The sequence below is a fragment of the Gluconobacter japonicus genome (assembly GCF_015244665.1).
GTDB classification, from domain to species: Bacteria; Pseudomonadota; Alphaproteobacteria; order Acetobacterales; family Acetobacteraceae; genus Gluconobacter; species Gluconobacter japonicus.
On sequence record NZ_JABCQN010000003.1, the window covers coordinates 343,656 to 365,016 of the forward strand.

Annotated in this window: 18 protein-coding genes and 1 tRNA gene; 8 read left to right on the forward strand and 11 right to left on the reverse strand. The window is 56.3% G+C overall.

What is annotated here, in order from left to right:
* Positions 1-106: 106 nt before the first annotated feature.
* Entirely contained in the window at positions 107-2,026 is a 1,920-nt protein-coding gene (uvrC, locus tag HKD32_RS08080; RefSeq protein ID WP_061931064.1) for an excinuclease ABC subunit UvrC, read from the reverse strand.
* Positions 2,027-2,341: 315 nt separating this feature from the next.
* Complete coding sequence (locus tag HKD32_RS08085) at positions 2,342-3,349, reverse strand: dipeptidase (RefSeq protein ID WP_061931061.1); 1,008 nt, start codon at positions 3,347-3,349, stop codon at positions 2,342-2,344.
* A gap of 80 nt (positions 3,350-3,429) precedes the next feature.
* Between HKD32_RS08085 and HKD32_RS08090 the strand changes: the two genes are divergently transcribed.
* Complete coding sequence (locus tag HKD32_RS08090; protein ID WP_061931119.1) at positions 3,430-4,227, forward strand: exodeoxyribonuclease III; 798 nt, start codon at positions 3,430-3,432, stop codon at positions 4,225-4,227.
* Positions 4,228-4,244: 17 nt separating this feature from the next.
* On the opposite strand, the gene HKD32_RS08095 is transcribed toward HKD32_RS08090, so the two are convergent.
* Entirely contained in the window at positions 4,245-4,979 is a 735-nt protein-coding gene (locus HKD32_RS08095) for a response regulator transcription factor (RefSeq protein ID WP_010501781.1), read from the reverse strand.
* A gap of 155 nt (positions 4,980-5,134) precedes the next feature.
* Here HKD32_RS08095 and HKD32_RS08100 point away from each other — a divergent pair, with 155 nt between their 5' ends.
* Entirely contained in the window at positions 5,135-5,644 is a 510-nt protein-coding gene (locus tag HKD32_RS08100; RefSeq protein WP_194257823.1) for a L,D-transpeptidase family protein, read from the forward strand.
* On the opposite strand, the gene HKD32_RS08105 is transcribed toward HKD32_RS08100, so the two are convergent.
* Positions 5,641-7,464, reverse strand: coding sequence for a cation:proton antiporter (locus HKD32_RS08105; protein WP_194257824.1), 1,824 nt, complete (start codon positions 7,462-7,464; stop codon positions 5,641-5,643). The two genes, HKD32_RS08100 and HKD32_RS08105, sit on opposite strands and share 4 nt — an antisense overlap.
* 98 nt (positions 7,465-7,562) lie before the next feature.
* Between HKD32_RS08105 and HKD32_RS08110 the strand changes: the two genes are divergently transcribed.
* Positions 7,563-8,087 (forward strand): GNAT family N-acetyltransferase, encoded by a 525-nt coding sequence (locus HKD32_RS08110; RefSeq protein ID WP_228118869.1) that lies wholly within the window; start codon positions 7,563-7,565, stop codon positions 8,085-8,087.
* Here the strand turns inward: HKD32_RS08110 and HKD32_RS08115 are convergent.
* The 3 genes from HKD32_RS08115 to HKD32_RS08125 all read right to left on the reverse strand — a co-directional run bounded on the left by HKD32_RS08115 (position 8,035) and on the right by HKD32_RS08125 (position 11,136).
* Positions 8,035-9,363, reverse strand: a complete 1,329-nt coding sequence (locus HKD32_RS08115; protein ID WP_061931048.1) for an RsmB/NOP family class I SAM-dependent RNA methyltransferase — start codon at positions 9,361-9,363, stop codon at positions 8,035-8,037. The two genes, HKD32_RS08110 and HKD32_RS08115, sit on opposite strands and share 53 nt — an antisense overlap.
* Before the next feature lie 56 nt (positions 9,364-9,419).
* Positions 9,420-10,913 carry an IMP dehydrogenase gene (gene guaB / locus HKD32_RS08120; RefSeq protein ID WP_061931045.1) on the reverse strand — a complete coding sequence of 498 codons (1,494 nt, stop codon included), beginning with the start codon at positions 10,911-10,913 and terminating at the stop codon, positions 9,420-9,422.
* A 149-nt stretch (positions 10,914-11,062) separates the two neighbouring features.
* Positions 11,063-11,136: transfer RNA gene (locus HKD32_RS08125), tRNA-Gln, on the reverse strand.
* Between the two features lie 157 nt (positions 11,137-11,293).
* Between HKD32_RS08125 and HKD32_RS08130 the strand changes: the two genes are divergently transcribed.
* The 3 genes from HKD32_RS08130 to HKD32_RS08140 all read left to right on the forward strand — a co-directional run bounded on the left by HKD32_RS08130 (position 11,294) and on the right by HKD32_RS08140 (position 14,661).
* Complete coding sequence (locus HKD32_RS08130; RefSeq protein ID WP_061931042.1) at positions 11,294-12,418, forward strand: Ppx/GppA phosphatase family protein; 1,125 nt, start codon at positions 11,294-11,296, stop codon at positions 12,416-12,418.
* Positions 12,415-13,215, forward strand: a complete 801-nt coding sequence (locus HKD32_RS08135) for an RlmE family RNA methyltransferase (protein WP_023942314.1) — start codon at positions 12,415-12,417, stop codon at positions 13,213-13,215. Before HKD32_RS08130 ends, HKD32_RS08135 begins: the two co-directional genes overlap by 4 nt.
* Before the next feature lie 84 nt (positions 13,216-13,299).
* On the forward strand, positions 13,300-14,661 hold the full coding sequence (locus HKD32_RS08140) for a sodium:solute symporter family transporter (RefSeq protein ID WP_061931039.1): 1,362 nt from the start codon (positions 13,300-13,302) through the stop codon (positions 14,659-14,661).
* Here the strand turns inward: HKD32_RS08140 and HKD32_RS08145 are convergent.
* The 4 genes from HKD32_RS08145 to hpnD form a co-directional block, all read right to left on the reverse strand.
* Positions 14,629-15,261 carry a nucleoside phosphorylase-I family protein gene (locus tag HKD32_RS08145; RefSeq protein ID WP_061931037.1) on the reverse strand — a complete coding sequence of 211 codons (633 nt, stop codon included), beginning with the start codon at positions 15,259-15,261 and terminating at the stop codon, positions 14,629-14,631. The genes HKD32_RS08140 and HKD32_RS08145 overlap by 33 nt on opposite strands.
* On the reverse strand, positions 15,261-17,216 hold the full coding sequence (gene shc, locus HKD32_RS08150) for a squalene--hopene cyclase (RefSeq protein WP_061931116.1): 1,956 nt from the start codon (positions 17,214-17,216) through the stop codon (positions 15,261-15,263). Before shc ends, HKD32_RS08145 begins: the two co-directional genes overlap by 1 nt.
* 106 nt (positions 17,217-17,322) lie before the next feature.
* Complete coding sequence (hpnE, locus tag HKD32_RS08155) at positions 17,323-18,618, reverse strand: hydroxysqualene dehydroxylase HpnE (RefSeq protein ID WP_061931034.1); 1,296 nt, start codon at positions 18,616-18,618, stop codon at positions 17,323-17,325.
* 4 nt (positions 18,619-18,622) lie between these two features.
* Positions 18,623-19,498, reverse strand: a complete 876-nt coding sequence (hpnD, locus tag HKD32_RS08160) for a presqualene diphosphate synthase HpnD (RefSeq protein ID WP_061931031.1) — start codon at positions 19,496-19,498, stop codon at positions 18,623-18,625.
* A 135-nt stretch (positions 19,499-19,633) separates the two neighbouring features.
* Here hpnD and HKD32_RS08165 point away from each other — a divergent pair, with 135 nt between their 5' ends.
* Together HKD32_RS08165 and HKD32_RS08170 are read left to right on the forward strand one after the other, a co-directional pair.
* Positions 19,634-20,077 carry a cupin domain-containing protein gene (locus tag HKD32_RS08165; protein WP_061931028.1) on the forward strand — a complete coding sequence of 148 codons (444 nt, stop codon included), beginning with the start codon at positions 19,634-19,636 and terminating at the stop codon, positions 20,075-20,077.
* An 83-nt stretch (positions 20,078-20,160) separates the two neighbouring features.
* Positions 20,161-21,336, forward strand: a complete 1,176-nt coding sequence (locus HKD32_RS08170) for a pyridoxal phosphate-dependent aminotransferase (RefSeq protein ID WP_061931025.1) — start codon at positions 20,161-20,163, stop codon at positions 21,334-21,336.
* Positions 21,337-21,361 lie beyond the last annotated feature (25 nt).

Below are 21,361 nucleotides of genomic sequence, written 5' to 3' on the forward strand. Positions count from 1 at the left end.
AACGCAGTCTAGAACAGTTTGGCTGGTTCCGGTATGCGCCAATCTGATCGGGATGTGTGTATTTTTTGTGCCAAAAGGAGATGGAGCCTCGATCCTCACGGAAATGTCAGCTTTGCGTCCGGAGCCATTCAGGATGAAAATGTCCGTATATGGCTCTGGCAATGCCTGAACTGATTCCTGGCGCTGTTTCAAGCTCTTCAAGGCTGGCCTGTCTCACACTTTTTGCAGAGCCAAAGTGATTCAGAAGAGCTTTCTTGCGAGCACCGCCGATTCCCGGAACGTCATCCAGTTCTGATTTTCGCAGTCCTTTGGAGCGCCCTGCCCTGTGTGTTGTGATGGCAAAGCGATGAGCCTCATCGCGTAGGCGCTGGAGGTAGTAAAGAACCGGGTCTCGCGGTGGAAGCTGGAATGGGGGCTGGGTTTCCGTAAAGAACCATTCTCTGCCCGCGTCCCGATCCGGCCCTTTGGCAATCGCCACGATGGGAATGTCCGTCACGCCCAGATCATTCAGGACCGCGCGGACTGCATTGAATTGCCCCAGCCCGCCATCAATCAGTAGAAGATCCGGCCAGTCTTCGGGTCTCTCGCCTTCTTCCCTGTCCTTGCTAAAACGACGTTCCATGACTTCACGCATCATGCCGAAATCATCCCCGGGAGTGACAGGCCCTTTAATGGCGTATTTCCGGTACGATCGTTTTTCAAACCCTTCCGGGCCGCCCACGACCATGACACCATAAGGCGCCTGCCCCATGATGTGTGAGTTGTCATAGGTTTCGATACGTTTGGGCGTTTCTGGAAGGTTGAAAACCTTCGCTACACCTTCAAGAAGCTTTTTCTGGCCCGTATTTTCCGCAAGCTTCCGTTCCAAGGCTTCGCGCGCGTTCAGGGCGGCGTGATCGACGACATTCTTTTTTTCGCCACGTTGCGGAAACGAGATTTCAACCTTCTGCTCACGCCGGATGCTAAGGGCTTCCTCAACAAGTTTCTGTTCTGGCAAGGCATGATTCACCAGAATGGACGGTGGTGGAGGTTTGTTGTCGTAGAACTGCAGCAGGAATGCTGACAGGACATCCGCAGGAGCCTCCTCTTCGGCATGGACGGGATAGAACGCCCTATTGCCATTATTTCGGCTGCCTCGGATGAAGAAAACCTGAATGCAGGTCTGACCTGCGTCCTGCCAGATCGCTACGATATCGGCATCATTGATGGACGCCGGATTGATAATTCCCGAGTTCTGGATGCTTGCAAAACCGCGGATACGATCGCGGATCGCCGCAGCCTTCTCATATTCCATGGCCTCGGAAGCCCGCTCCATTTCGATCGCCAGTTCCTGTTGCAGCTCGGTATTTTTGCCTGACAGGAACTGCTTCGCCTGCATCACCAGTTCCGTGTAATCAGGCTTGGAAATGCGATCCACGCAGGGTGCGGAGCAGCGTTTGATCTGAAAAAGCAGGCACGGACGGGTCCTGCTGTTCAGAACAGAGTCCGAACACGAGCGGAGAAGGAAGGTCTTCTGCACAAGGTTCAGCGTCTGGTTCACAGCCCAGGCCGAAGCAAACGGCCCCCAGTATGTCGCACCTTTAACCGGCTTGCCACGCTGTTTGGTGATCTGCGGGAACTCGTGATTTTCCGTCAGCATCAGCCAGGGGTAGCTCTTGTCGTCCCGCAGCAGGATGTTGAAGCGCGGCTTCATGCGCTTGATGTAGTTTGCTTCCAGCAGAAGCGCGTCTGCTTCCGTTCTGGTAATGACGATCTCCATTGAGACCGTCATGGACACCATACGGCGAAGGCGTTCAGGAAGCTGGTTGATCCGCGTATAGGACGACACGCGTTTCTTGAGGCTCAACGCCTTGCCGACATACAGAACCTCTCCCTTCTCTCCCAGCATCCGATACACGCCAGAGCTGTAGGGAATGGTCTTCAGAGCCTCGCGGATTGCGTCCACGCCCTGTTTTTTAACAGTCGGAACAGGGACTTCCTCACCCATCATTCTTGTTTTCATCTCCTTGGGCGTGAGGTCATTCATGCCGGTTCTTCAGTCATCCACTGAACCTGTGGACAAGTCTGTGGGTTGCTCCATGACAGAATCATGAAGGCCAAGGTTTGCAAGCCCTGCCGTCAGATTGCCTATTTTTTAATCATTAAACGTAAATAATTGAAAAGACTTATAAATTCTTTCCGTTGCATGGATGGGTGAGAAATTTTTCCCATTCTTGGCTTTGGTTGAACGGGACCTCTTGACTCTTAAAAGCATGGTGGACGAGTGCACTTCGCTTTAAGTCTTCATGGTCCCGTTCTGTTCCCGTTTGAGAGAACTTTTCTACTGAGCTGAGGGCGATTTTCAGGCTGAAATTGATGCTTGTTCGGCCTTTTCCATCAGCCGCAGCATGTTACCACCCCAGATGGCAGAAAGATCGTCCGGTCCAAATCCAGCAGCTTCCAGAGCACGGGTCACGTTTCGCGTTTCTGTTGCGTCTTCCCAGCCGGGAATGCCACCGCCACCATCGAAGTCAGACGAAACGCCCACGTGCCTCACCCCGATGCGCTCGGCAACGTAAGCCACATGCCGGGCCAGATCTTCGACGGTTCCACCGCCTCCTTTGCGGAGGAAAGACCCCATAGCCGTAATCTGAATCAGGCCATCAGTCTCTTTAAGGCGATCCAGCTGTTCGTCATCAAGGTTGCGGGGGTGGTCGCATAGACTGCGGACGCAGGAATGGCTGGCGAATACAGGTGTCGTGGAGAGTTCGGACGCCTGCATCATTGTAGATTTCGCAGTGTGCGACACATCCACCAGAACGCCATGCCGGTTCATCTCATGAATTGTCTCGCGGCCAAGTTCTGACAGGCCACCATGAAGCGCGGTGACATCGTTCAGGCTTTTGAGAGGAATGGCTGCATCCGCCAGCACATTATGCCCGTTATGGGTCAGCGTCATATATCGAACGCCATAGTCCCGGGCCAACTGGCCGATTCGGGCGGGGACACCACCAAGGGCATGAGCATTCTCAATGGCGGGTACGATGGCGAGAGCATTGTTTTTGAAGGCTGAACGAACATCCTGAGCTGTCCGGCAGACACGAGCCGCCAGCCCGTCCTGCTCTCCTCCCAGAGAATTAATGACCTTCAGCATGGCCTGCACACGCTCCCAGGCCTCTTCATGGCCCACCTCGTCGCGTGGCCCTTGTGGAATGTAGGCTGCAAGGCAGACGGATCGCAGTTTGCCCTGATGGCACTTCCGAACATCCACTTTTCGCGGGTTATCCGAAGACCAGGCATCGTTCATGTCGGGCCAGGGAATGTCGATATGAGTATCGAAAGTGAGAAGCGTGTCGTGAAGGTCAGTCATGATCCGTCCTAGATCGGGTGGAGGCTTTCTTGACGCAAGAGGTGCTTGTCAAAGAGGGCAATTCAGTCGATCCAGAGGTGATGCGTCTGATTACATGGAACATCAACTCCCTCCGGCTTCGACTGCCCCTTTTGCAGAAGCTGGTCGAGGAGGAAAATCCGGACATCGTCTGCCTTCAGGAGACGAAAGTTCCCGATCCGCTCTTTCCGGCTGAAGCGCTAACTGCGCTCGGACTGCCCTATCAGCTCTATCGCGGCATGAAGGGTTACAACGGGGTTGCGATTCTTTCGCGCCTACCCCTGACGTCCGTTGCGAATACCCCGAACTGGTGTAACCGCGAGGATTGTCGGCATATCGCGGCCTCCGTCGAGACCCCTGGCGGTCCGGTTCTGCTGCATGATTTCTACGTTCCGGCCGGCGGTGACATTCCTGATCCGGAAGAAAACGAGAAGTTCGCCCACAAACTTGCCTTCGTGGAAGAAGCTGCTGCCTGGTTTTCGGAGACGCCCCCTGCCCGCAGTATCGTGGTCGGAGACCTTAATATTGCGCCACTGGAGCATGATGTCTGGAGCCACCGTCAGCTTCTGAAGATCGTCAGCCACACACCGCCGGAGACAGAACGGCTCAATGCCTGGATGGCGACAGGTTTTCAGGACGCCATGCGGCGTATCACGCCTGAACCGACCAAGCTCTATACGTGGTGGTCTTATCGGAACAAAGACTGGAAAAAGTCTGACCGTGGGCGTCGTCTTGACCATGTCTGGATGACGCCTGACCTGATGCCGGGATTACGGGATATCCGTATTCGTCGGGATGTGCGGGACTGGGAAAGCCCGTCAGATCATGTGCCGGTCGTGCTGGATTTTGATCCAGCCTGACCGGCTTGCTCCCGGCTTCAGGCCGGGAGTGATTCCGCTGTAGCGACTGTTTTGCCCTCTGGATCAAGGCGATAACCGCCCCCTTCCGTGATGAGCAGGGATGTCTTGGTCGGATCCGGCTCGATCTTCTGACGCAGACGATAGATATGCGTTTCAAGCGTATGGGTCGTGACGGCTGCGTTGTAGCCCCAAACCTCGTTCAGAAGAACCTGGCGTGCCACGGGGCGATGCCCTGCACGATACAGATACTTCAGGATCGCTGCTTCCTTTTCCGTCAGACGGATCCGGCGGTTACGCGCGGTCTCGACGAGGAGTTTTGCGGAGGGACGGAACGCATAAGGCCCGATTTCAAAAACAGCATCTTCGCTGTTTTCAAAAATCCGGAGCTGTGCGCGAAGTCGGGCCAGAAGTTCGCCAATCCGGAAAGGCTTGGCCACGTAATCATTGGCACCGGCATCCAGGCCGCGAACAATATCGCTTTCATCATCTGAGCCGGTCAGGATGATGATTGGCATGCGAACGCCCTCACGACGCAACTCCGCACAGAAATCGCGTCCATCCCCATCTGGAAGGGTGATGTCCAGCAGCATCGCATCATAGCGTGCCCCCGGCTTCTTCAGCAGTTCCCGAGCAGTCGCGACAGAAGTCGCTTCAATCGTCTCAAGTTCGCCACCGTGCTGGAGCTGTTCTGCCAGCAACTGCCGGAGTGTGTCGTCGTCATCAACTACGAGGATGGGGCGGGGACCTGCCATAATACCTGTCTCGTCTTATCTGAGCGGAAGCGTCACATCCGCGTGGGTTCGCGTTGATAAGCCACGCATCTAATTCTTCTCTCCCCATTGCTGGAAAGCGAAGCAAACTTGCAACATGAGGTATGACAAATGCAAATTGAAAAGAAAACAGCCTGATGACTAAAGCTAATTTGAGAATCGCTGAAAACCGCGCTTTTCTCTACTTCCGAAACGAAATTATTCCGGCTTTGATTGGATCGGGCGGCATACGTCTTGACAAGCGCGAAGGCGACCACGCGACGCCGGTCGGAGAGTTGCCTCTCCGCCGTATTCTCTATCGTGCTGACCGTACGGAAAGGCCGGTTTCCGGCGCTGGCCTGCCCATTGAGCCGATTGCTCCATCAGATGGATGGTGCGATGACATGGGTTCTTGCGACTACAACCGGCCGGTTACTCTCCCGCACGCTGCCTCATGCGAAAAAATGTGGAGAGAAGACCATGCTTACGATCTCTGCATTGTGATGGGATGGAACGATCTCAAACCCGAGTCGGGGCGTGGATCAGCAATTTTCCTGCATCTGCCGACTGTGACGGGGTTTACGGAAGGGTGCATCGCTTTACAGGAACGCGATCTCCGCCGCGTCCTGGCACAGGGGCTAACCTCGATTATTGTGGAAGCGCCCTAAGACGCTTCCCCTTCCGCTTTGGTCTGATCGGTAGGTGGGACCATGGAAATCATCAGATCTCCCGGCAGTGGTACAACCGTTGTCGGGTCCTCGGCGGATCGAATAAGGATGGCTGTCCGTCGACTGACGAGAATATCCAGTCGGTTATCATCCGTTCCGAAACCGCCTGCATTCGCGTCTGTTGCTACGCGGGACGTAAAGCGCCACCCCTGCTCAAAAAGCGTATCGAACAGGGTGTAGTTCCACGCAGGTTCTCCAAGAACCTTACCACGCGAATCACGGGACAGGCCGTGATAAAAATCAAGTCTCGCTACACCAGGGCTGATCTGGAACACGCGTTCCCGCCCCATGGCCGGAGCCAGATGGCCACAGATCATGCCGTTATAAATACCATCACCCGTCGTCGCGATCAGGTAATCAGCAGGGCGCTCCTCAAGGGCCTCCTGCCCGTGCTGAGACAACAGTTCCGTGCGCAGAACCGGAATATCCATCTGCGCCGCTGGCATCAGGGCACTCGATCTGTTGTCCACGAGAAGGACTGGAATACCTTCCCGGTGCAGGCACGCTGCAAGATCAACGGACCATCCGCTGGCACCCAGAATGGCAATCGCCGGATCGTTTGAAAGGGTGAGTTTTAGCGCTCTTGCAATGGGTCGAAGCGAGAAGCCATGCAGGATCATTGTGACGGCAATGACCGCGAACACGGCTGGCATAATCAGGTCAGCGGACTGATAGCCGGTTTCCTTCAGGCGGATGCCCGCAGCACCTGCAACAGCCGCAGCTACGATACCGCGTGGCGCGATCCAGCCAACAAAGAGCCGTTCTTTCCAGGGCATGCTTGTGCCGAGCGTGGAAAAGAAAATCCCTACAGGCCGGACGACAAACAGCACAACGAGGGTCAGCATCAGGATCGGGATGGAAAGATGCTTGAGAACATCCCGATGCAGGTCGGCCGTTAGCAGAATAAACAGCACCGAGACCACCAGAACCACCATGGATTCCTTGATACGACGCAACTCGGCAACGCCTGGAACATGGAGGTTGGTCAGAGCCATACCGAAGATGGTTACGGCAACCAGTCCTGCCCCTTCCATTTCCAGATTGCAGGCCGTGAAGATGACCAGCGCCATGGAAATGAGAACCGGCGTCTTGAGGATTTCCGGCATCATGTCGCGCGTGAAAAGATAGCGGATCAAATAAGCAGGAAGGATACCGGCTGAAATGGATTCCGTTGCTGCGGCCAGAAGGTCTGGCAATGTGTGGGTAAAGAATACGCCAGTGTGCAGATCCACATGCAGCAGCATCAGTTGCAGAACAACTGCCGCAAGAATTGCGCCTAATGGATCGTTGACAATGGCTTCCCATCTCAGGAAAGCTGCGACCCGGGGCTGAAGCTTGGCGCTGCGCAGGAGTGGAAGCACGACAGTTGGGCCTGTCACAACGATGATGGCTCCGAAGAGCATCGCTGTACCCCACTCGAGATGGGCGACATAATGAGCTGCAAGTGACCCCAGGACCCAGTTGATGGGCAGGGCAAGCATCGTCAGGCGTGCGACGCCCTCCCCGGCTTCCCGCAACTGGCGAATGTCCAGCGCCATTCCCCCCTCGAACACCACGATGGCAACAAGGAGCGAAACCAGTGGTCGGAAGACCCATCCCATCGTCTCGGATGGGTGCAGAAGGCCGAGCCCAGGCCCGAATAGCAGTCCTATGGTAAAGAGAAGGACGATCGCGGGAAGGCGAAACCGCCAGGCGACCCACTGGGCCAGCATTCCGGCCCCGAATGTCAGGGCTATGCCGAGGAAGATATCATACTGCATGTGTAAGAGCGCGTCTGTCCCGTGCTGACTTGGAAACCGGCATCATAACCCGGATCATGGTTCGGGCCTAACCGTCTCACTTTACAGGGAGTATCTGCATGTCAGAATCGAAACTGGTCATCCGCCCTGCGCAATCCCTGGATCGGGAGGGGATCTGGCGTGTTCTTGCGCCTGTTCTCAAGGCTGGCGAAACCTATGCCCTTTCGAGGACATGGGGCCGTCGGCAGGCCCTCGGATATTGGATGGCTGTCGAACATCGCGTGTTTGTGGCGGAAAGTTCTGACGGTGAGATCGTCGGAACTTTTTATCTTCAGGATAATCAGTCAGGTGGTGGTCGACATGTCGGGAATGCGGCCTTCGTCGCGTCTCCCGGATACGGTGCTGGCCGTCAAATGGGTGAGTTTGCCCTGAAAGAAGCGCAGGCCTTGGGCTACCGGGCTATGCAGTTCAATTTCGTTGTCAGCACCAATGACCGCGCCATCGCACTCTGGACGCGTCTCGGTTTCCGGGTGGTTGGAACACTTCCTGGTGCCTTCAACCACCCCGAGCGCGGCTATGTGGATGCTCTTGTTATGTGGAAGGAGCTTCTTCCGTCCGAGCAACGGGCTCCAGACGCTGCATGACGCAGGCGAAGAAGCCGTCTGTTCCGTCCCGAAGCGGGGTCAGGGAAAACTGGGCCTTTTCGCGGAGTTCAGCCGGAAGAAGGTCAGGCAAATCTTCTGTTGGAACGCGAACAAAGTCCGTCCTGCGCTTCAGGAACGCATCAATCTGCTGGCCATTTTCAGCAGCCAGAAGAGAGCACGTCGCGTAGATCATCCGGCCGCCCGGTTTGACCAAAGATGCTGCACGATCAAGGATTTCGGACTGTTTGATAACAAGTTCTTGAATGTCCTCTGGCGTCAGGCGCAGGCGTGCATCCGGGTTGCGACGCCACGTGCCCGTTCCTGAACACGGCGCGTCTACCAGAACACGATCGAAGCTCGCAGCACGACGTTTGGCCCATTTGTCGCCTGTCACCAGAAGGTGGCGTTCAACGTTGTGAACGCCTGCCCGACGCAGACGCTTCACCGCACCTTCAAGGCGTTTCTCGTGAACGTCGCAGGCAACGATATGGCCTTTATTTTCCATGGTCATGGCAAGGGCGAGCGTCTTGCCGCCTGCGCCTGCACAGTAATCCAGAACGCGGTTGTCTGGGCGCGCATCAGCTGCCGCGACAACCAGTTGCGATCCTTCATCCTGAATTTCGACCAGGCCATCCTTGAAGGCCTGTGCGGCCGTGACGGGCTGACGCCCATCGAGGCGCAGACCCCATGGGGAAAGCTTGGTCGGAACAGCATTTAGCCCTTCCCGCTTCAGCGCACGTAGAGCGTCTTCCCGCGTGCCCTTCAGAAGGTTCACGCGCAGATCCAGTGTGGGTGCGCCCAGCATGGCTTCCATCTCATCCGCCATGCGGGAACCGAAGGTCTCGCGAAGCGCGGGCTCGATCCAATCCGGATATTCCAGGCGGATAGCGATTGGTTGCTTCTGGCTGGAAAGTTCTTTTCCTTCCAGATGCTTGAGGTTGATATCCTCACGCGGCGTCAGAGGGTTTTGGGCATAGCGCTCGCCGCTGAACATCATCCGGACCTGATCCATCGTCGTGCCAGACAGCAGCATGGAGGCTGCGCAGAGCAGGCGTGGAGAAATGTCGCCTTGACTGCCTTCCAGATGCCAGTGCAGCCGTCTCCAACCACGAAGCACATCCCAGGCCAGTGTGGAAATGGCGCGTCTGTCTCCGCCACCGATATAGCGGCGTTCACGGAAGAAAGCGTTGGCGGTGGCGTCTGCGGGACGGCGGGGCGCATTCTGGATCGCACAAAGCAGATCAATGGCGCCGGAAAGGCGAGCTGCGGGGGTCATATGGCCCCCGTAGCCGGTTTGGCCTCTCAAAGCGAGAGGCCAATGCATATGAAATGTCAGTCCCTACGGTAGTTCGGGGCTTCACGTGTGATTGTCACGTCATGAACATGGCTTTCACGCAGGCCAGCGTTTGTGATGCGACGGAACATGGTACGGACTTGAAGATCAGCAACTGTGGCAGATCCGGTGTAGCCCATGCCGGCCTTCAGGCCACCAACGAGCTGATGCACGACCGGGGCCATGCCACCCTTATAAGGAACCTGCCCTTCGATCCCTTCCGGTACAAGCTTCAGCGTGTCACGGACTTCCGCCTGGAAATAACGATCCGCAGATCCCCGAGCCATAGCACCAAGAGAACCCATGCCCCGATAGGACTTGTAGGCGCGTCCCTGATACAGGAACGTTTCGCCCGGGCTTTCATCTGTGCCAGCCAGTAGTGAGCCTACCATCACGACGTCAGCACCAGCGCCGATAGCCTTCACAATGTCGCCGGATGTCCGGATGCCACCGTCCGCGATGGCCGGAACGTCAAGTTCATGACAGGCCGCGGCGGTTTCCATAACGGCGGAAAACTGAGGGACGCCTACACCGGCAACAACACGCGTGGTGCAGATGGACCCCGGACCGATACCTACCTTGATGCAGTCGGCGCCGGCTTCAATAAGTGCGCGCGCTGCCTGCGGCGTGGCGACGTTGCCCGCAATGACCTGAAGAGCGGGATGACGCTCTTTAAGGGTCCGGACGGTGTTCAGAACGCCATGTGAGTGGCCATGCGCCGTATCTACGACAATGACGTCTACGCCAGCTTCCACGAGGGCCGCTGCGCGAGTCAGTCCGTCTTCGCCAACGCCAACAGCCGCAGCACAACGCAGGCGGCCCTGATCGTCCTTGATGGCGAGCGGATGAGTTGTGGCCTTGTCCATATCCTTGACCGTAATCAGGCCAATGCAGCGACCGCCCTCATCAACAACCAGAAGCTTTTCAATACGGTGGCGATGCAGCAGTGCGCGGGCTTCTTCTGGCGCAGCGCCGTTCAGAACCGTGACAAGGTTCTCTTTCGTCATCAGATCGCGAACGCGGGTATTCAGATCCGTCGTGAAGCGGACGTCACGATTGGTCAGAATGCCAACAAGGATGCCTGTCCCGTCTTCCACAACGGGCAGACCCGAGACGCCATGGCGGGCCATGATGGCGTTGACCTCTGCCAGTGTCTGGTCTGGACCAACGGTGACGGGATTGACCACCATGCCGGATTCAAAGCGCTTGACGCGACGAACCTGCTCGGCCTGCTCTTCAATGGAGAGGTTCTTGTGAATGACGCCCATGCCGCCCTGCTGAGCCATGGCAATGGCCATGCCATCTTCCGTCACCGTATCCATGGCGGAGGACATCAGGGGAATGTTCAGCTCGATGGTGCGTGTAAGGCGTGTACGTGTCGACGTCTGGGCCGGAAGCACGGATGATTCAGCTGGCTCGACGAGAACATCGTCAAATGCCAGTGCCTCGCGAATGCGTGCGCTTAGATCAGTTGTGCAGGAAGAAGATGTCATGCCCGCTGGCCCCCGTTGGTCATGCGTCGTGAGACGCTGAAATCAGAACCGGGAGCCAAAAGGCCCGACCGGCCGTTGGCGGGTCCTCATAGACTAATTTCCCCCTGGAGGGGAAGTCTCTTTTTTGCGGTAGATTTTAAGGAATTTCTTGGCTGGGAGACCTGGATTCGAACCAGGGCTGACCGGGTCAGAGCCGGTAGTTCTACCGCTAAACTATCTCCCAAGCGGTGAGTGGGTGTTTACCCATCACGGCTGGGTGACGCAAGGGGGCATTTTCATTTTTTTTAGAAAAACTGATATTTTTCTTGCGGTCAGACGTTTTCCCGTCTCATGCTGCTTATCCAAGGTCCCAAAACGGGCAAATCGGGAGCCTAAACAAGATGATGAGGCAAGGAACGGAGCACAGGCTATCAGGTCAGGCGTCAGTACGGACGTCTAGTACCCGTCAGACCGGACCGTTCTTTGGTGCCATTGATCTTGGAACCAATAATTGCCGTCTCATGATTGCTGCCGGAACAGCCAATGGTTTCCGTGTGGTTGATAGCTTCAACCGCTCCGTTCGTCTTGGCGAAGGACTGCGTTTGAGTGGCCGCCTGGCTGAAGAGTCCATGACGCGCGCGCTGGATGCTCTGCGGATCTGTGTGGAACGCATGAAGCAATGGCCCCTTTCCCACGTTCGTGCCGTTGCAACGGAAGCCTGCCGCAAGGCGGCGAACGGTCGCGAGTTCCTTGAGCGTGTTCAGAGCGAAATCGGCCTGACCATCGACATCATTACTGCTCGCGAAGAAGCCGAACTGGCTCTTGAAAGCTGCTCTCCGCTTTTCCGTGTGCCGTCTCATGCCCCTGCCCGGGCTGAGCGTGGCGTTCTGTTCGATATTGGTGGTGGGTCAACCGAAGTTGCATGGGTCCGGGTGGATCAGGCTCGCAAGTCCCAGACTCTGATCGGCACAACCAGTATGCCTGTCGGCGTCATTACCCTTCAGGAAATGTTCGGCGAGGGTCACGGCTCTTCATACGAAGAGATGGTGTCTTACGTTCAGAGTCATCTGGCTGATTTCGAGAATATTCACCGCATCCGGAGGGAAATCACCCAGGGGAATGCCTGTCTTCTGGGAACCTCGGGGACGGTGACGACCCTTGCTGGTGTGGCTCTTTCCCTGCCTCGTTATAATCGTGCGGCGATTGATGGCCTGACGTTGCCGGGCGACGTCATGCGCGAAGCCATCAATACGTTGCGCGGGCTTTCGAGAAATCATCTTTCCGCCCATCCATGCGTGGGAGAGGATCGTGTGAAATATGTTCTTCCGGGTTGCGCAATTTTCGAGGCAATTCACCGCGCATGGCCTATAGAAGAGGTCACGATTGCCGATCGGGGGTTGCGTGACGGCATGCTGCTGCGTATGGCCCGCGATCATGGCCAGCGTTTCACACGGGAACGCCGCAGGCCCTATCGTCATGTCACGCCCCGTTCAAGGGGCCCTCTCGGGAATTACGCCACGATATGAAGCCGCCCAGATCCCGCTCCGGTTCTTCTAAAAAGGATACGGGACCCAAGCGCATCCCTGGAAAAGCTCTTAAGAGCGCAGCCGCCCCCGGGGCTGCTGATGCCACACAGGACGCCTCTACATCCCAGACAGCCCGTAACAAGGTCGTCACGCTCCGCACTGCCCGTGGCCGTACGACGGCCCAGCAGCGCTGGCTGAACCGTCAGTTGAATGACCCTTATGTGGCTGCCGCCCGGAAGCAGGGCTGGCGGTCTCGTGCCGCTTTCAAGCTGATCGAAATTGATGACCGTTTTCACATCATCAAGCCAGGCGCGCGCGTCATTGATCTTGGCGCGGCTCCTGGTGGCTGGTCACAGGTGGCCGTCAAGCGTGGTGCAGGGCATATTGCGGGCGTTGACCTCCTGCCCGTCGATCCCGTGAGTGGAGCCGAGATCATCGAAGGTGATTTCACCGATCCTGAAATGCCGGACCGCCTGAAGGAAATTCTTGGCGGCCCTGCGGATCTTGTGATGTCTGATATGGCTCCCAATACAACTGGTCACGCAGCGACCGACCATATGCGCATCATGGGGCTTGCCGAAGGTGCGCTCGACTTTGCTATGCAGGTTCTTGCCGAAGGTGGCAGCTTTGTTGCCAAGGTTTTCCAGGGCGGCTCTGAAAAGCAGATGCTTGATTCCATGAAGCTGGCCTTCGCTTCCGTCAAACACGTCAAGCCGCCTGCTTCCAGAAAAGAATCAAGCGAGCTGTACGTCATCGCTACCGGGTTTCGTCCCGAACGTCTGACCGAAGAAGACTAACCTCCCTTCTGATGAGTGCTTTTCAGAAGCGCTCATCAGTTTGCGCGCTTGACCGGAACATGTTGCGGCTACAGAACGGACAGGATGATCCAGAGCCTGACCGTAATCCTGCTGTACTTGGCCTCCCTGCCCGTCTTCGCGCTAATATTGGCGCGGCAGCCTCACAAGGATTTGCCGCCCTGGGCCATATGCCTGTCACTGGTGGCCACAGAAACATCAACACTCACAATCGTTAGTGTTCCCGGCGTTGCCTTTCTACATGGCTATGTCTTCTTGGGGCTGGCTCTGGGATACCTGTTTGGGCGCGTTGCCGTTGCGATATGGTTTCTGCCGCTTCATGAGCGCGGCGCCACATCCATTTACCGGTATGTCGGACAACGTTTTGGTCATCGTCTTCAGAAGCTCGTCTCTGGCACATTTCTCCTGACACGTCTTCTGGCGGAAGGGGTTCGCCTCTATGCAGGCATCCTTCCTGTCTCCCTCCTGTTTGCGAGTATCGGATACCCCGTCCCTGACTTCGTTTTGCTCATAGGCATCGTCGTGCTGACATTGGCCTACACGTTGGCGGGTGGTCTGAAGGCTGTGGTGTGGTCCGATACGCTCCAGCTTGTTCTTTATCTGGGCGGAAGTGCTGCCTGTGGCATTGTGCTGTTTGACCGTATTGGTCCTGCCGTCTTTCATGCCGCCCCACTCTTCACATCCGGTTTGCCCGCTTTCACCAACCCGTTCTCGGTAACGGGTGCCGTGGTGGGAGGAGCGATCCTCTCCCTGGCGTCTCACGGGACGGATCAGTTGATGCTACAGCGCTGCCTTGCCGCCAGAACTCTTGGAGGCGCGCGTGCTGCGATGATCGGAAGCGTCTTTGTCGTGGCGCTTCTCTTCGCATTGCTTTCTTTTATAGGCGTTGGGCTGCATGTTCTCTGGCCGGAGTATCAGGGCGCGCCAGATGCACTTTTTCCGAAGTTTATTCTGACATTACCGCCGATTCTCCGCGGATTGCTGATTGCGGGTATTTTAGCCGCGACAATGGGATCGCTTTCCAGCGCAATGAATTCCATGGCTGCGGCAACCAGAAGTGACTTCTTTCCTAAAAACACGCTCTCCCTGCGCACGGCGACATCGTTCTGGGCTGTTTTGCTAGTCGCAACCGCTTTGTTGTTTTCGCACCCGACCGGCTCTGCTGTCGTGTTCGGTCTCTCCATAGCGTCCTACAGCTACGGTGCGACGTTAGGCATTTTCCTGCTGGCCATGCTCGCGCATTCTCGGGACGAAACAAGCGGAATTGCTGGTTTTCTGGTATCTATTGCCGTGTTGGGTCTGTTGGCGATGGTGCGTCTTGATGGGCACCCCATCGCCTTCCCATGGCTGGTTCCAGCTGGTGTTATCGCTGCGTTCGTAGGCGCGACCGTTTTCTCAAAACTGCGGCGGATAGGTTTCCAGAAATAAGGCAATGGCCTTCTGGGCCGCTGCTGCGTCTCTTCCAAGTCCCATCAGGGCTGGAATCTGCTTGGGATGTCTCACGAGAGAGCCAAGCAATCCGGGAAGATATATGGCACCATCTTTCAAGCCATCACGAGCAGCAGGCGGCAGATCCCGGTCCGAATCATCGCAGACCACCCTTAGCACAGCAAAGGGCTTGCCTGTCTGGGCAACCGCGCCACTTTCCATATCGACCGCCACGCAACGGGTTTGGCCGTATAGAAGGCTTTTTTCTTCTGCTGTCTCGATAAGGTTGTTGCTGTGCAGAAGACCTCCACGGCGCGCATGATCGGCCCCGAAGCATCTGCTCAAAGCAATGTCTGCGTTGTAGGATTTGTCCTGAACAACGACCCGGTCTGCCACGATGATCGTTCCCGGCACAACGCTGGACGATAGACCCCCGGCACAGCCAAAGGATAACAGCCGGGTTGCACCTGCTTGAACAAGCCGTGCAGCTCCCTCTACTGCGCCAGATGCTGTCGCGTTGCTCAGAGCAATCGGGGCAGCAGGCAGGAAGCGGCGGATAATGCGCGCTTCCTGCTTCATTCCAACCAGAACACCAAGCATCAGAAACCGTATTCCACTCGGCCCGTGTTGCTGGTTCCCAGATTGCGATATCGGGACAGGGCCTGAAGCGGGAAGAACTGCTTGTAACCATGATAACGAAGGTAGAAGACCTTCGGGAAGCCAACGGCATTGTAGGCTTCTTCCTGCCATTCCCCGTTCTCATCCTGCTGGGACATCAGGAAATTGATGCCGCGCTTGACGGCCTCACTGTCCCTACGTCCCACAGCCATGAGGCCCAGAACAGCCCAAGCCGTCTGCGATGGCAGGCTTTCTTTGTAAATCCCCGGAGGTGCGCCCTCATAGGTCGCGCAATCCTCACCCCAGCCGCCGTCCGAACGCTGAATATCTTCAAGCCAGTTCACAGCGCGCTTCACCATGGGATCGTCATAGGAAATGCCTGCGATATTCAAAGCGCAGAGAACGGACCATGTTCCGTAGATATAATTTGTCCCCCAGCGCCCAAACCAGCACCCTTCTTTTTCCTGCTCTTTGCGGAGGTAGTCCAGAGCCTTGTCGATCACCGGGCGATCTTCCGGATGACCAAGCTGGCATAGGAAGGAAATGCACCGGGCCGAGACGTCTGCCGTAGGAGGATCAAGGAGTGCGCCATGATCCGAGAACGGAATATGGTTCAGTACCTCAAGGTCATTATCGACGTCGAACGCGCCCCAGCCTCCGTTCGTACTCTGCATTCCGATGATCCATTCGCGGGCGCGCTCAATCGTCTCACGATTCTCTTCGGGATCAACACGATGCAGCAGCATGCCGACAACAGCCGTGTCATCCACGTCTGGGTAATAATCGTTTTCATACTGAAAGGCCCATCCCCCTGGGCGCAGATCGGGCGTGTTGATTGCCCAATCACCCTTGACGTCGAGGATCTGACGATCTCTCAGCCACTCGGCACTTTTCTTCAGCTTTGCGAGGGTTTCATCACGCTTTGTCGGATGTGCTCCGGACGCAGCTTCCATCATGGCCAGACCGGACAGCCCTGTATCCCAGACAGGGGACACGCAGGGCTGGCAGTAAATTTCGTCGTCCTTGTGAACCAGAAGATCCTGAATGGACTCCCATGCCGTCACAACACGCGGATCACTATCCGGCACACCCAGGGCACGATACAGCATGACCACATTAGCCATGGCAGGATAGATTGCACCGAGGCCGCCCCGGCTCAGGCGCGGCTCGATAAAGCTGATGGCCGCCTTGAGGGCTTTGTCATGAACTGTCTTGGGGATGAGCGGCAGGACTGGCCGTAACGCCGTATCCAGATGCTTGAACGCGCGACCCCAGATAGAGCGGTAAGGCCCGCGTATCCAGTCTTTGACCTCAGATGGCGGTTTGACGAACAGTTCCTGTATATGAATACCGCGAGGGTTGACGGCCTGAGGCTTCAAAGCCCCCACAGCCAGCATGGGAGCGAGCACCGCGCGAGACCAGTAAGACATGTTCCACACAGAGAAGAAAGCCTTCCTGGGGAGGAGCATCAACTCAACCGGCATAACAGGTGTCGCGTCCCAGGGAACTTCCCCAAACAGCGCAAGCTGAATACGAGTAAAGACGTTGGAGCGCGCTGCGCCACCATGGTCCAGAATGGCTTCACGTGCGCGCCGCATATGCGGCGCGTCAATGCTGTCACCAATGGCCTTCAGGGCAAAATAAGCTTTGACCGTTGCAGAAAGATCGAAGCCACCACCGAAGTATAGGGGCCAACCACCATGCTCGCCCTGAATGCGACGGAGATAAACGCCAATCTTGTTCTGCTTTTCCTGATCGATCCGATCCAGATAGTGTTCCAGAAGAACGTATTCAGCAGGAATGGTGGCATCGGCTTCAAGCTCGAAAACCCAGTGCCCATCGTCCTTCTGACGTTTGCCAAGGGCTGCATGAGCCCCCTCGATCGCACGAGTGACGTCATCTCCCTCAATGGGCTTGTGGGAAAGGGTCTCGCTCATGCGGTCTTCTTTTTCGTCTGGATAGATCAACATTATTCAGGTCTTCCGGGACATGCAGCCCTCATAAAGGGGAGTGGTGTTACAGGCATAGCTTCGTGAGTGCGCCTCACGATTCCGTGTGTTTTATGGCTGAACGGAATCCCAGAGCGCTGACTGCTGCCAATCCTGACTGGATTGCCCCTTCAATGGTCGAAGGAAGGCCTGTGTTCGTCCAGTCTCCGGCAAGTGCCAGGTTTGCCGTGTCGGTTTTGGCTGTAGGACGGCGGCGGTTCTGCTCGGGTGTTGCGGCAAACGTAGCCCGCTTCTCACGCAGCAGGCGTGCTGGAGGCATCGCAACAGGCAGGGGCTGAGGCAGAACGGGATCAAGCGCGCGTCTGATTTCAGACCAGATCGTAGCCAGCATTTCGTTGCTGTCGCGGTCGGTGTAGCGATTGGCGGCGCTGACTGTTACGGACAGGACGTCACCCTTCAGGAAGATCCATTCCGAAATACCCCCGACAAGCCCGACAAATCGTGCCTGCGCGACGACGCCCCGTGCTTTGACGGGAGCCGAGAGCTTGAAATGCGCATTCGCGATGCTTTCGAAAGCATCAGGAGCAATGATTTCCGGAAGCAGGCTTTGTGCCACAGGTCCGGGTACAGCCACGATGACATGATCTTCCGGGCCAAGCTCAATTCGCCCTTCTGTGGTCTCGATGGCTGTAACACGCCCTTTTTCACGCTCGATTGCGCTGACCCGCACACCGGTACGGATTTCTCCATGATAGCGCCGCAGGTAGGCAAGAGCCGGGTCCACCAGCGTTTCGGAAAGTCCGATTTCAGGGAACCAGGGACAGCACGCCATCCCACCTTGCGCCAGAGACTTGCGGATCACATTTCCCAGGAGCAGCGCGCTTCCTGTGTGCAGGTCTGTGTTAAGAACCGAAATTGCAAAGGGTTCTAAAAGGCGGCGGCTGAACTGACCCGGTTTGAGGCAGTCTTCAACGACCGTATTGTCATTGGCTTTCAGAAAGCGTCCCAGAGACGCAAGTTCTGAGAGCTTCATGCCAGGCACGCGGCGACCACCGGGAAGTGCCCAGAACGGTATCTTTCCCTTGGATAAACGCAGCGTCCACGCCAGATCGTCCTGCAGATCATAGTAGGGAAAAATTGGAATACCCGGGCCACTCAATGTGTGACGGGCGCCAAGAATATCAAGATAACGAAAGGTCAGACCATTTGCAGACAGGATCAGATGATTGCCGTTATCAATCAGGGCATCGAGTGTCTTGTCATGAAATGAACGTGCTCGTCCCCCACAGGCCGGACCCGCCTCGTAAATCGTGACCTTGGCCTGTGCGGCAAGTTCGACGGCCGCGGAAAGACCCGCCAGGCCGCCACCAATGATATGAACGTGGCTCATGGGCTTATTTCACATATGCCGCCAGAGCGCGGACCGCACGCCAGCCTTTGCTGACTTTTGCTACCGCCTCAGGGTTCTTCCACCCTCTTTTTTCCAAAGCATTCAGAACCGGCTCGTAGGATGCTGCCATCATCCGCGCCGGACGCATCGCCTTATGATCACAGTCCTTCATGGCACGGCGTGCCTCCCGGAAATGGTCATGGGCGCGTTTGGCAAGGATGTGGCCTACGCCATCCAGACCATGAGCGTACAGGGCTTCTTTCGGATCGCTGGGAACATTGAAGCGTTCGAGCAGTTCTGACGGCAGATAGAGACGGCTGCGTTCGGCATCTTCAGCAATATCTCGCAGGATGTTCGTGAGCTGAAGCGCTCTTCCCAAATGCTTCGAGACAAGGTCGGCGGCTGGCGAAGAATCGCCGAACGCCCGGACGGACAACCGGCCAACTGCTGACGCAACGCGATCACAATACAGATCAAGCGTTTTTTCATCTGGTGCGATGATGGGATCACCGCAATCCATGGCCATTCCGTCAATGATAGCGTGGAAATCTTCAGCCCGCAGATCGAAACGAAAAATGGTCGCTACAAGCACGCGGTCCAGAGCATCGCGCGTTTCACCCTTATAAAGGCGCTCGATGCGGTCATGCCACTCCTGCAGAGCCTGCAGCGGATCTGCAACTCCTGCATCACCGTCAGCAATATCGTCTACCTCGCGGCAGAAGGCATAGATTGCAAACATGGCCTGACGTCTTGCTGTCGGCAGAACCTTCATACCACGCGCAAAAGACGTGCCGGATGCAGTAACGATATGCTCCACATGGTCAAGATCGGCCTGCGCGCAGGGAAGACCGGAAGAAGCACGCGCCCTGCTGAAAACCATGTCTGTCCCCTGTCCTGTTTCAGAAATGCTGCGTTCTAACGCCAAACGGGCCTGTCACAAAGTCGGCTCGAACGGAATGGGATGCCATACGTTCCTATGATGCCAAAAGGCAACACCCTTCCATCAGGAGGTCCCATGAAGTTCAGTCTCTTTCTTGCCACCATCGCTGTCTGTTCGAGTTTGTCTGTGGCTCAAGCAGAATCGTCGTCAGCCAAAGCCCATGCCGATCATCTTCTGAAAGCCACGCATTCATGGAACGGCGTAGCCTACGCGCCTTATACGACGGCCCAGCCGGAGCTCAGCATGATTCGCCTGACGATCCCGGCCCATACGGCCCTGCCCTGGCATAAACATCCGTTTCCGAATGCGGGATATGTTCTGCAGGGTTCCCTGACAATTCAGGACAAGGAAAGTGGTAAAAGTCAGACGTTTCATCAGGGAGAAGCTTTTGCGGAGTCCGTGAATGACGTTCATCGCGGTGTGTCAGGAAACGAACCGACCATTCTCCTTCTGACGTATGCTGGTGCAGAAGGAGAACCTACGTCTGTTCCGGTAGACAAACAAAATCCTGAATATTGAAACTGGAACTCAATTGGCCCTTTGACAGACAGATCGTTTCGTTTCTAATATGTTTTCAGACATTCTAGGAGCGTGAACCGAGCATGACCGACCGCCTGTCCTCTGAAGCAAAAGATGATCTCCTTTCACGCGGTTACTCCCGTCGTAGTCTGGGCCGCGTAGCTGCACTTCTGAGTGCAGGCATGGCGGTACGGTCTATCGTTGGGCGCGCTGAGGCCTCCCCTCTCACGGCACTCCCGCCTGGCGATGTGACCAAAATGGTCCGTATTGGCAGCAATGAGTGCTGGACCGGTCCTTTCCCCGCTGCTGCCAAGGCTGGTGCTGCTGCGGTTTTCGAAGGAAACCGCTACGACCCTACGGGTCATACGCGCGAAGATCTGATCAGCACGGCTGCCAAGATTGATAATATTCCAGAGAACTGCATTCTGCCTTGGGGCGGGTCTTCTGATCCACTCTGCCGTACGATTGTGACGTTCTGTTCTCCGACCCGTGGCCTTGTGACGGCTGATCCGAGCTACGAAGCGGGCTGGGTCGCGTCTGAATGGCTCCAGATTCCGCTTAAAAAAGTGCCTCTGGATGCGTCAAACGGTTACAAAACCGACGTAAAGGCGATGCTGAAGGCGGATCCGAACGCTGGCGTTTATTATATCTGTTCGCCCAACAATCCGACCGGTACACTGACGCCGCTGGAAGATATTCGTTGGCTGGTCGCGAACAAGCCGAAAGACTCCATCGTTCTTGTCGATGAAGCTTATATCCACTTCTCCAATGCTCCGAGCGCTGTTGCGCTTGTTGCCGAAGGGCGGGATGTTGTCGTTCTGCGAACATTCTCGAAAATGTTCGCAATGGCTGGCCTGCGCCTCGGCTTCAGCATGGCTCCCCCTGCCCTTCATGAAAAAATGATGCGCTACGATGGCGTAAACCAGACACACATGCTGCCTATCCCGGCGGTTGTGTGTGGCACGAAGAGCCTCACCATGAAGGCCGATATCGATGCCCGTCGTCGTGAGATGATTGCGGCCCGCGCCATGACCTACGACCATCTTCAGAAAAAGGGGATCAGCTTTATCCCGTCTGATGCAAATATGTTCGTTATTGACTGGAAGCGGCCTGCCGGGCCGATCAAGGAGGCATTCCTGAAGGAAAACATTATCATTGGTCGTTCCTGGCCGGTCTGGCCCAATGCATCCCGCATCACGGTTGGCTCGATGAGTGAAATGAAGAAATTCTGTGCGGCACTGGACCGCATCATCGGCTGATAGTTCAAACGGGAGGCTTTCTGGC

Bases quoted from the DNA above. Each gene is read 5' to 3' on its own strand.
- HKD32_RS08095 (WP_010501781.1), bottom strand. From the start codon at position 4,979: ATGGCAGGTCCCCGCCCCATCCTCGTAGTTGATGACGACGACACACTC.
- HKD32_RS08145 (WP_061931037.1), bottom strand. From the start codon at position 15,261: ATGCTTGGTGTTCTGGTTGGAATGAAGCAGGAAGCGCGCATTATCCGC.
- HKD32_RS08100 (WP_194257823.1), top strand. From the start codon at position 5,135: ATGACTAAAGCTAATTTGAGAATCGCTGAAAACCGCGCTTTTCTCTAC.
- guaB (WP_061931045.1), bottom strand. From the start codon at position 10,913: ATGACATCTTCTTCCTGCACAACTGATCTAAGCGCACGCATTCGCGAG.
- HKD32_RS08140 (WP_061931039.1), top strand. From the start codon at position 13,300: ATGATCCAGAGCCTGACCGTAATCCTGCTGTACTTGGCCTCCCTGCCC.
- HKD32_RS08090 (WP_061931119.1), top strand. From the start codon at position 3,430: ATGCGTCTGATTACATGGAACATCAACTCCCTCCGGCTTCGACTGCCC.
- HKD32_RS08170 (WP_061931025.1), top strand. From the start codon at position 20,161: ATGACCGACCGCCTGTCCTCTGAAGCAAAAGATGATCTCCTTTCACGC.
- HKD32_RS08105 (WP_194257824.1), bottom strand. From the start codon at position 7,464: ATGCAGTATGATATCTTCCTCGGCATAGCCCTGACATTCGGGGCCGGA.
- HKD32_RS08135 (WP_023942314.1), top strand. From the start codon at position 12,415: ATGAAGCCGCCCAGATCCCGCTCCGGTTCTTCTAAAAAGGATACGGGA.
- HKD32_RS08130 (WP_061931042.1), top strand. From the start codon at position 11,294: ATGATGAGGCAAGGAACGGAGCACAGGCTATCAGGTCAGGCGTCAGTA.
- uvrC (WP_061931064.1), bottom strand. From the start codon at position 2,026: ATGAATGACCTCACGCCCAAGGAGATGAAAACAAGAATGATGGGTGAG.
- hpnD (WP_061931031.1), bottom strand. From the start codon at position 19,498: ATGGTTTTCAGCAGGGCGCGTGCTTCTTCCGGTCTTCCCTGCGCGCAG.
- HKD32_RS08110 (WP_228118869.1), top strand. From the start codon at position 7,563: ATGTCAGAATCGAAACTGGTCATCCGCCCTGCGCAATCCCTGGATCGG.
- hpnE (WP_061931034.1), bottom strand. From the start codon at position 18,618: ATGAGCCACGTTCATATCATTGGTGGCGGCCTGGCGGGTCTTTCCGCG.
- HKD32_RS08085 (WP_061931061.1), bottom strand. From the start codon at position 3,349: ATGACTGACCTTCACGACACGCTTCTCACTTTCGATACTCATATCGAC.
- HKD32_RS08115 (WP_061931048.1), bottom strand. From the start codon at position 9,363: ATGACCCCCGCAGCTCGCCTTTCCGGCGCCATTGATCTGCTTTGTGCG.
- shc (WP_061931116.1), bottom strand. From the start codon at position 17,216: ATGAGCGAGACCCTTTCCCACAAGCCCATTGAGGGAGATGACGTCACT.
- HKD32_RS08165 (WP_061931028.1), top strand. From the start codon at position 19,634: ATGAAGTTCAGTCTCTTTCTTGCCACCATCGCTGTCTGTTCGAGTTTG.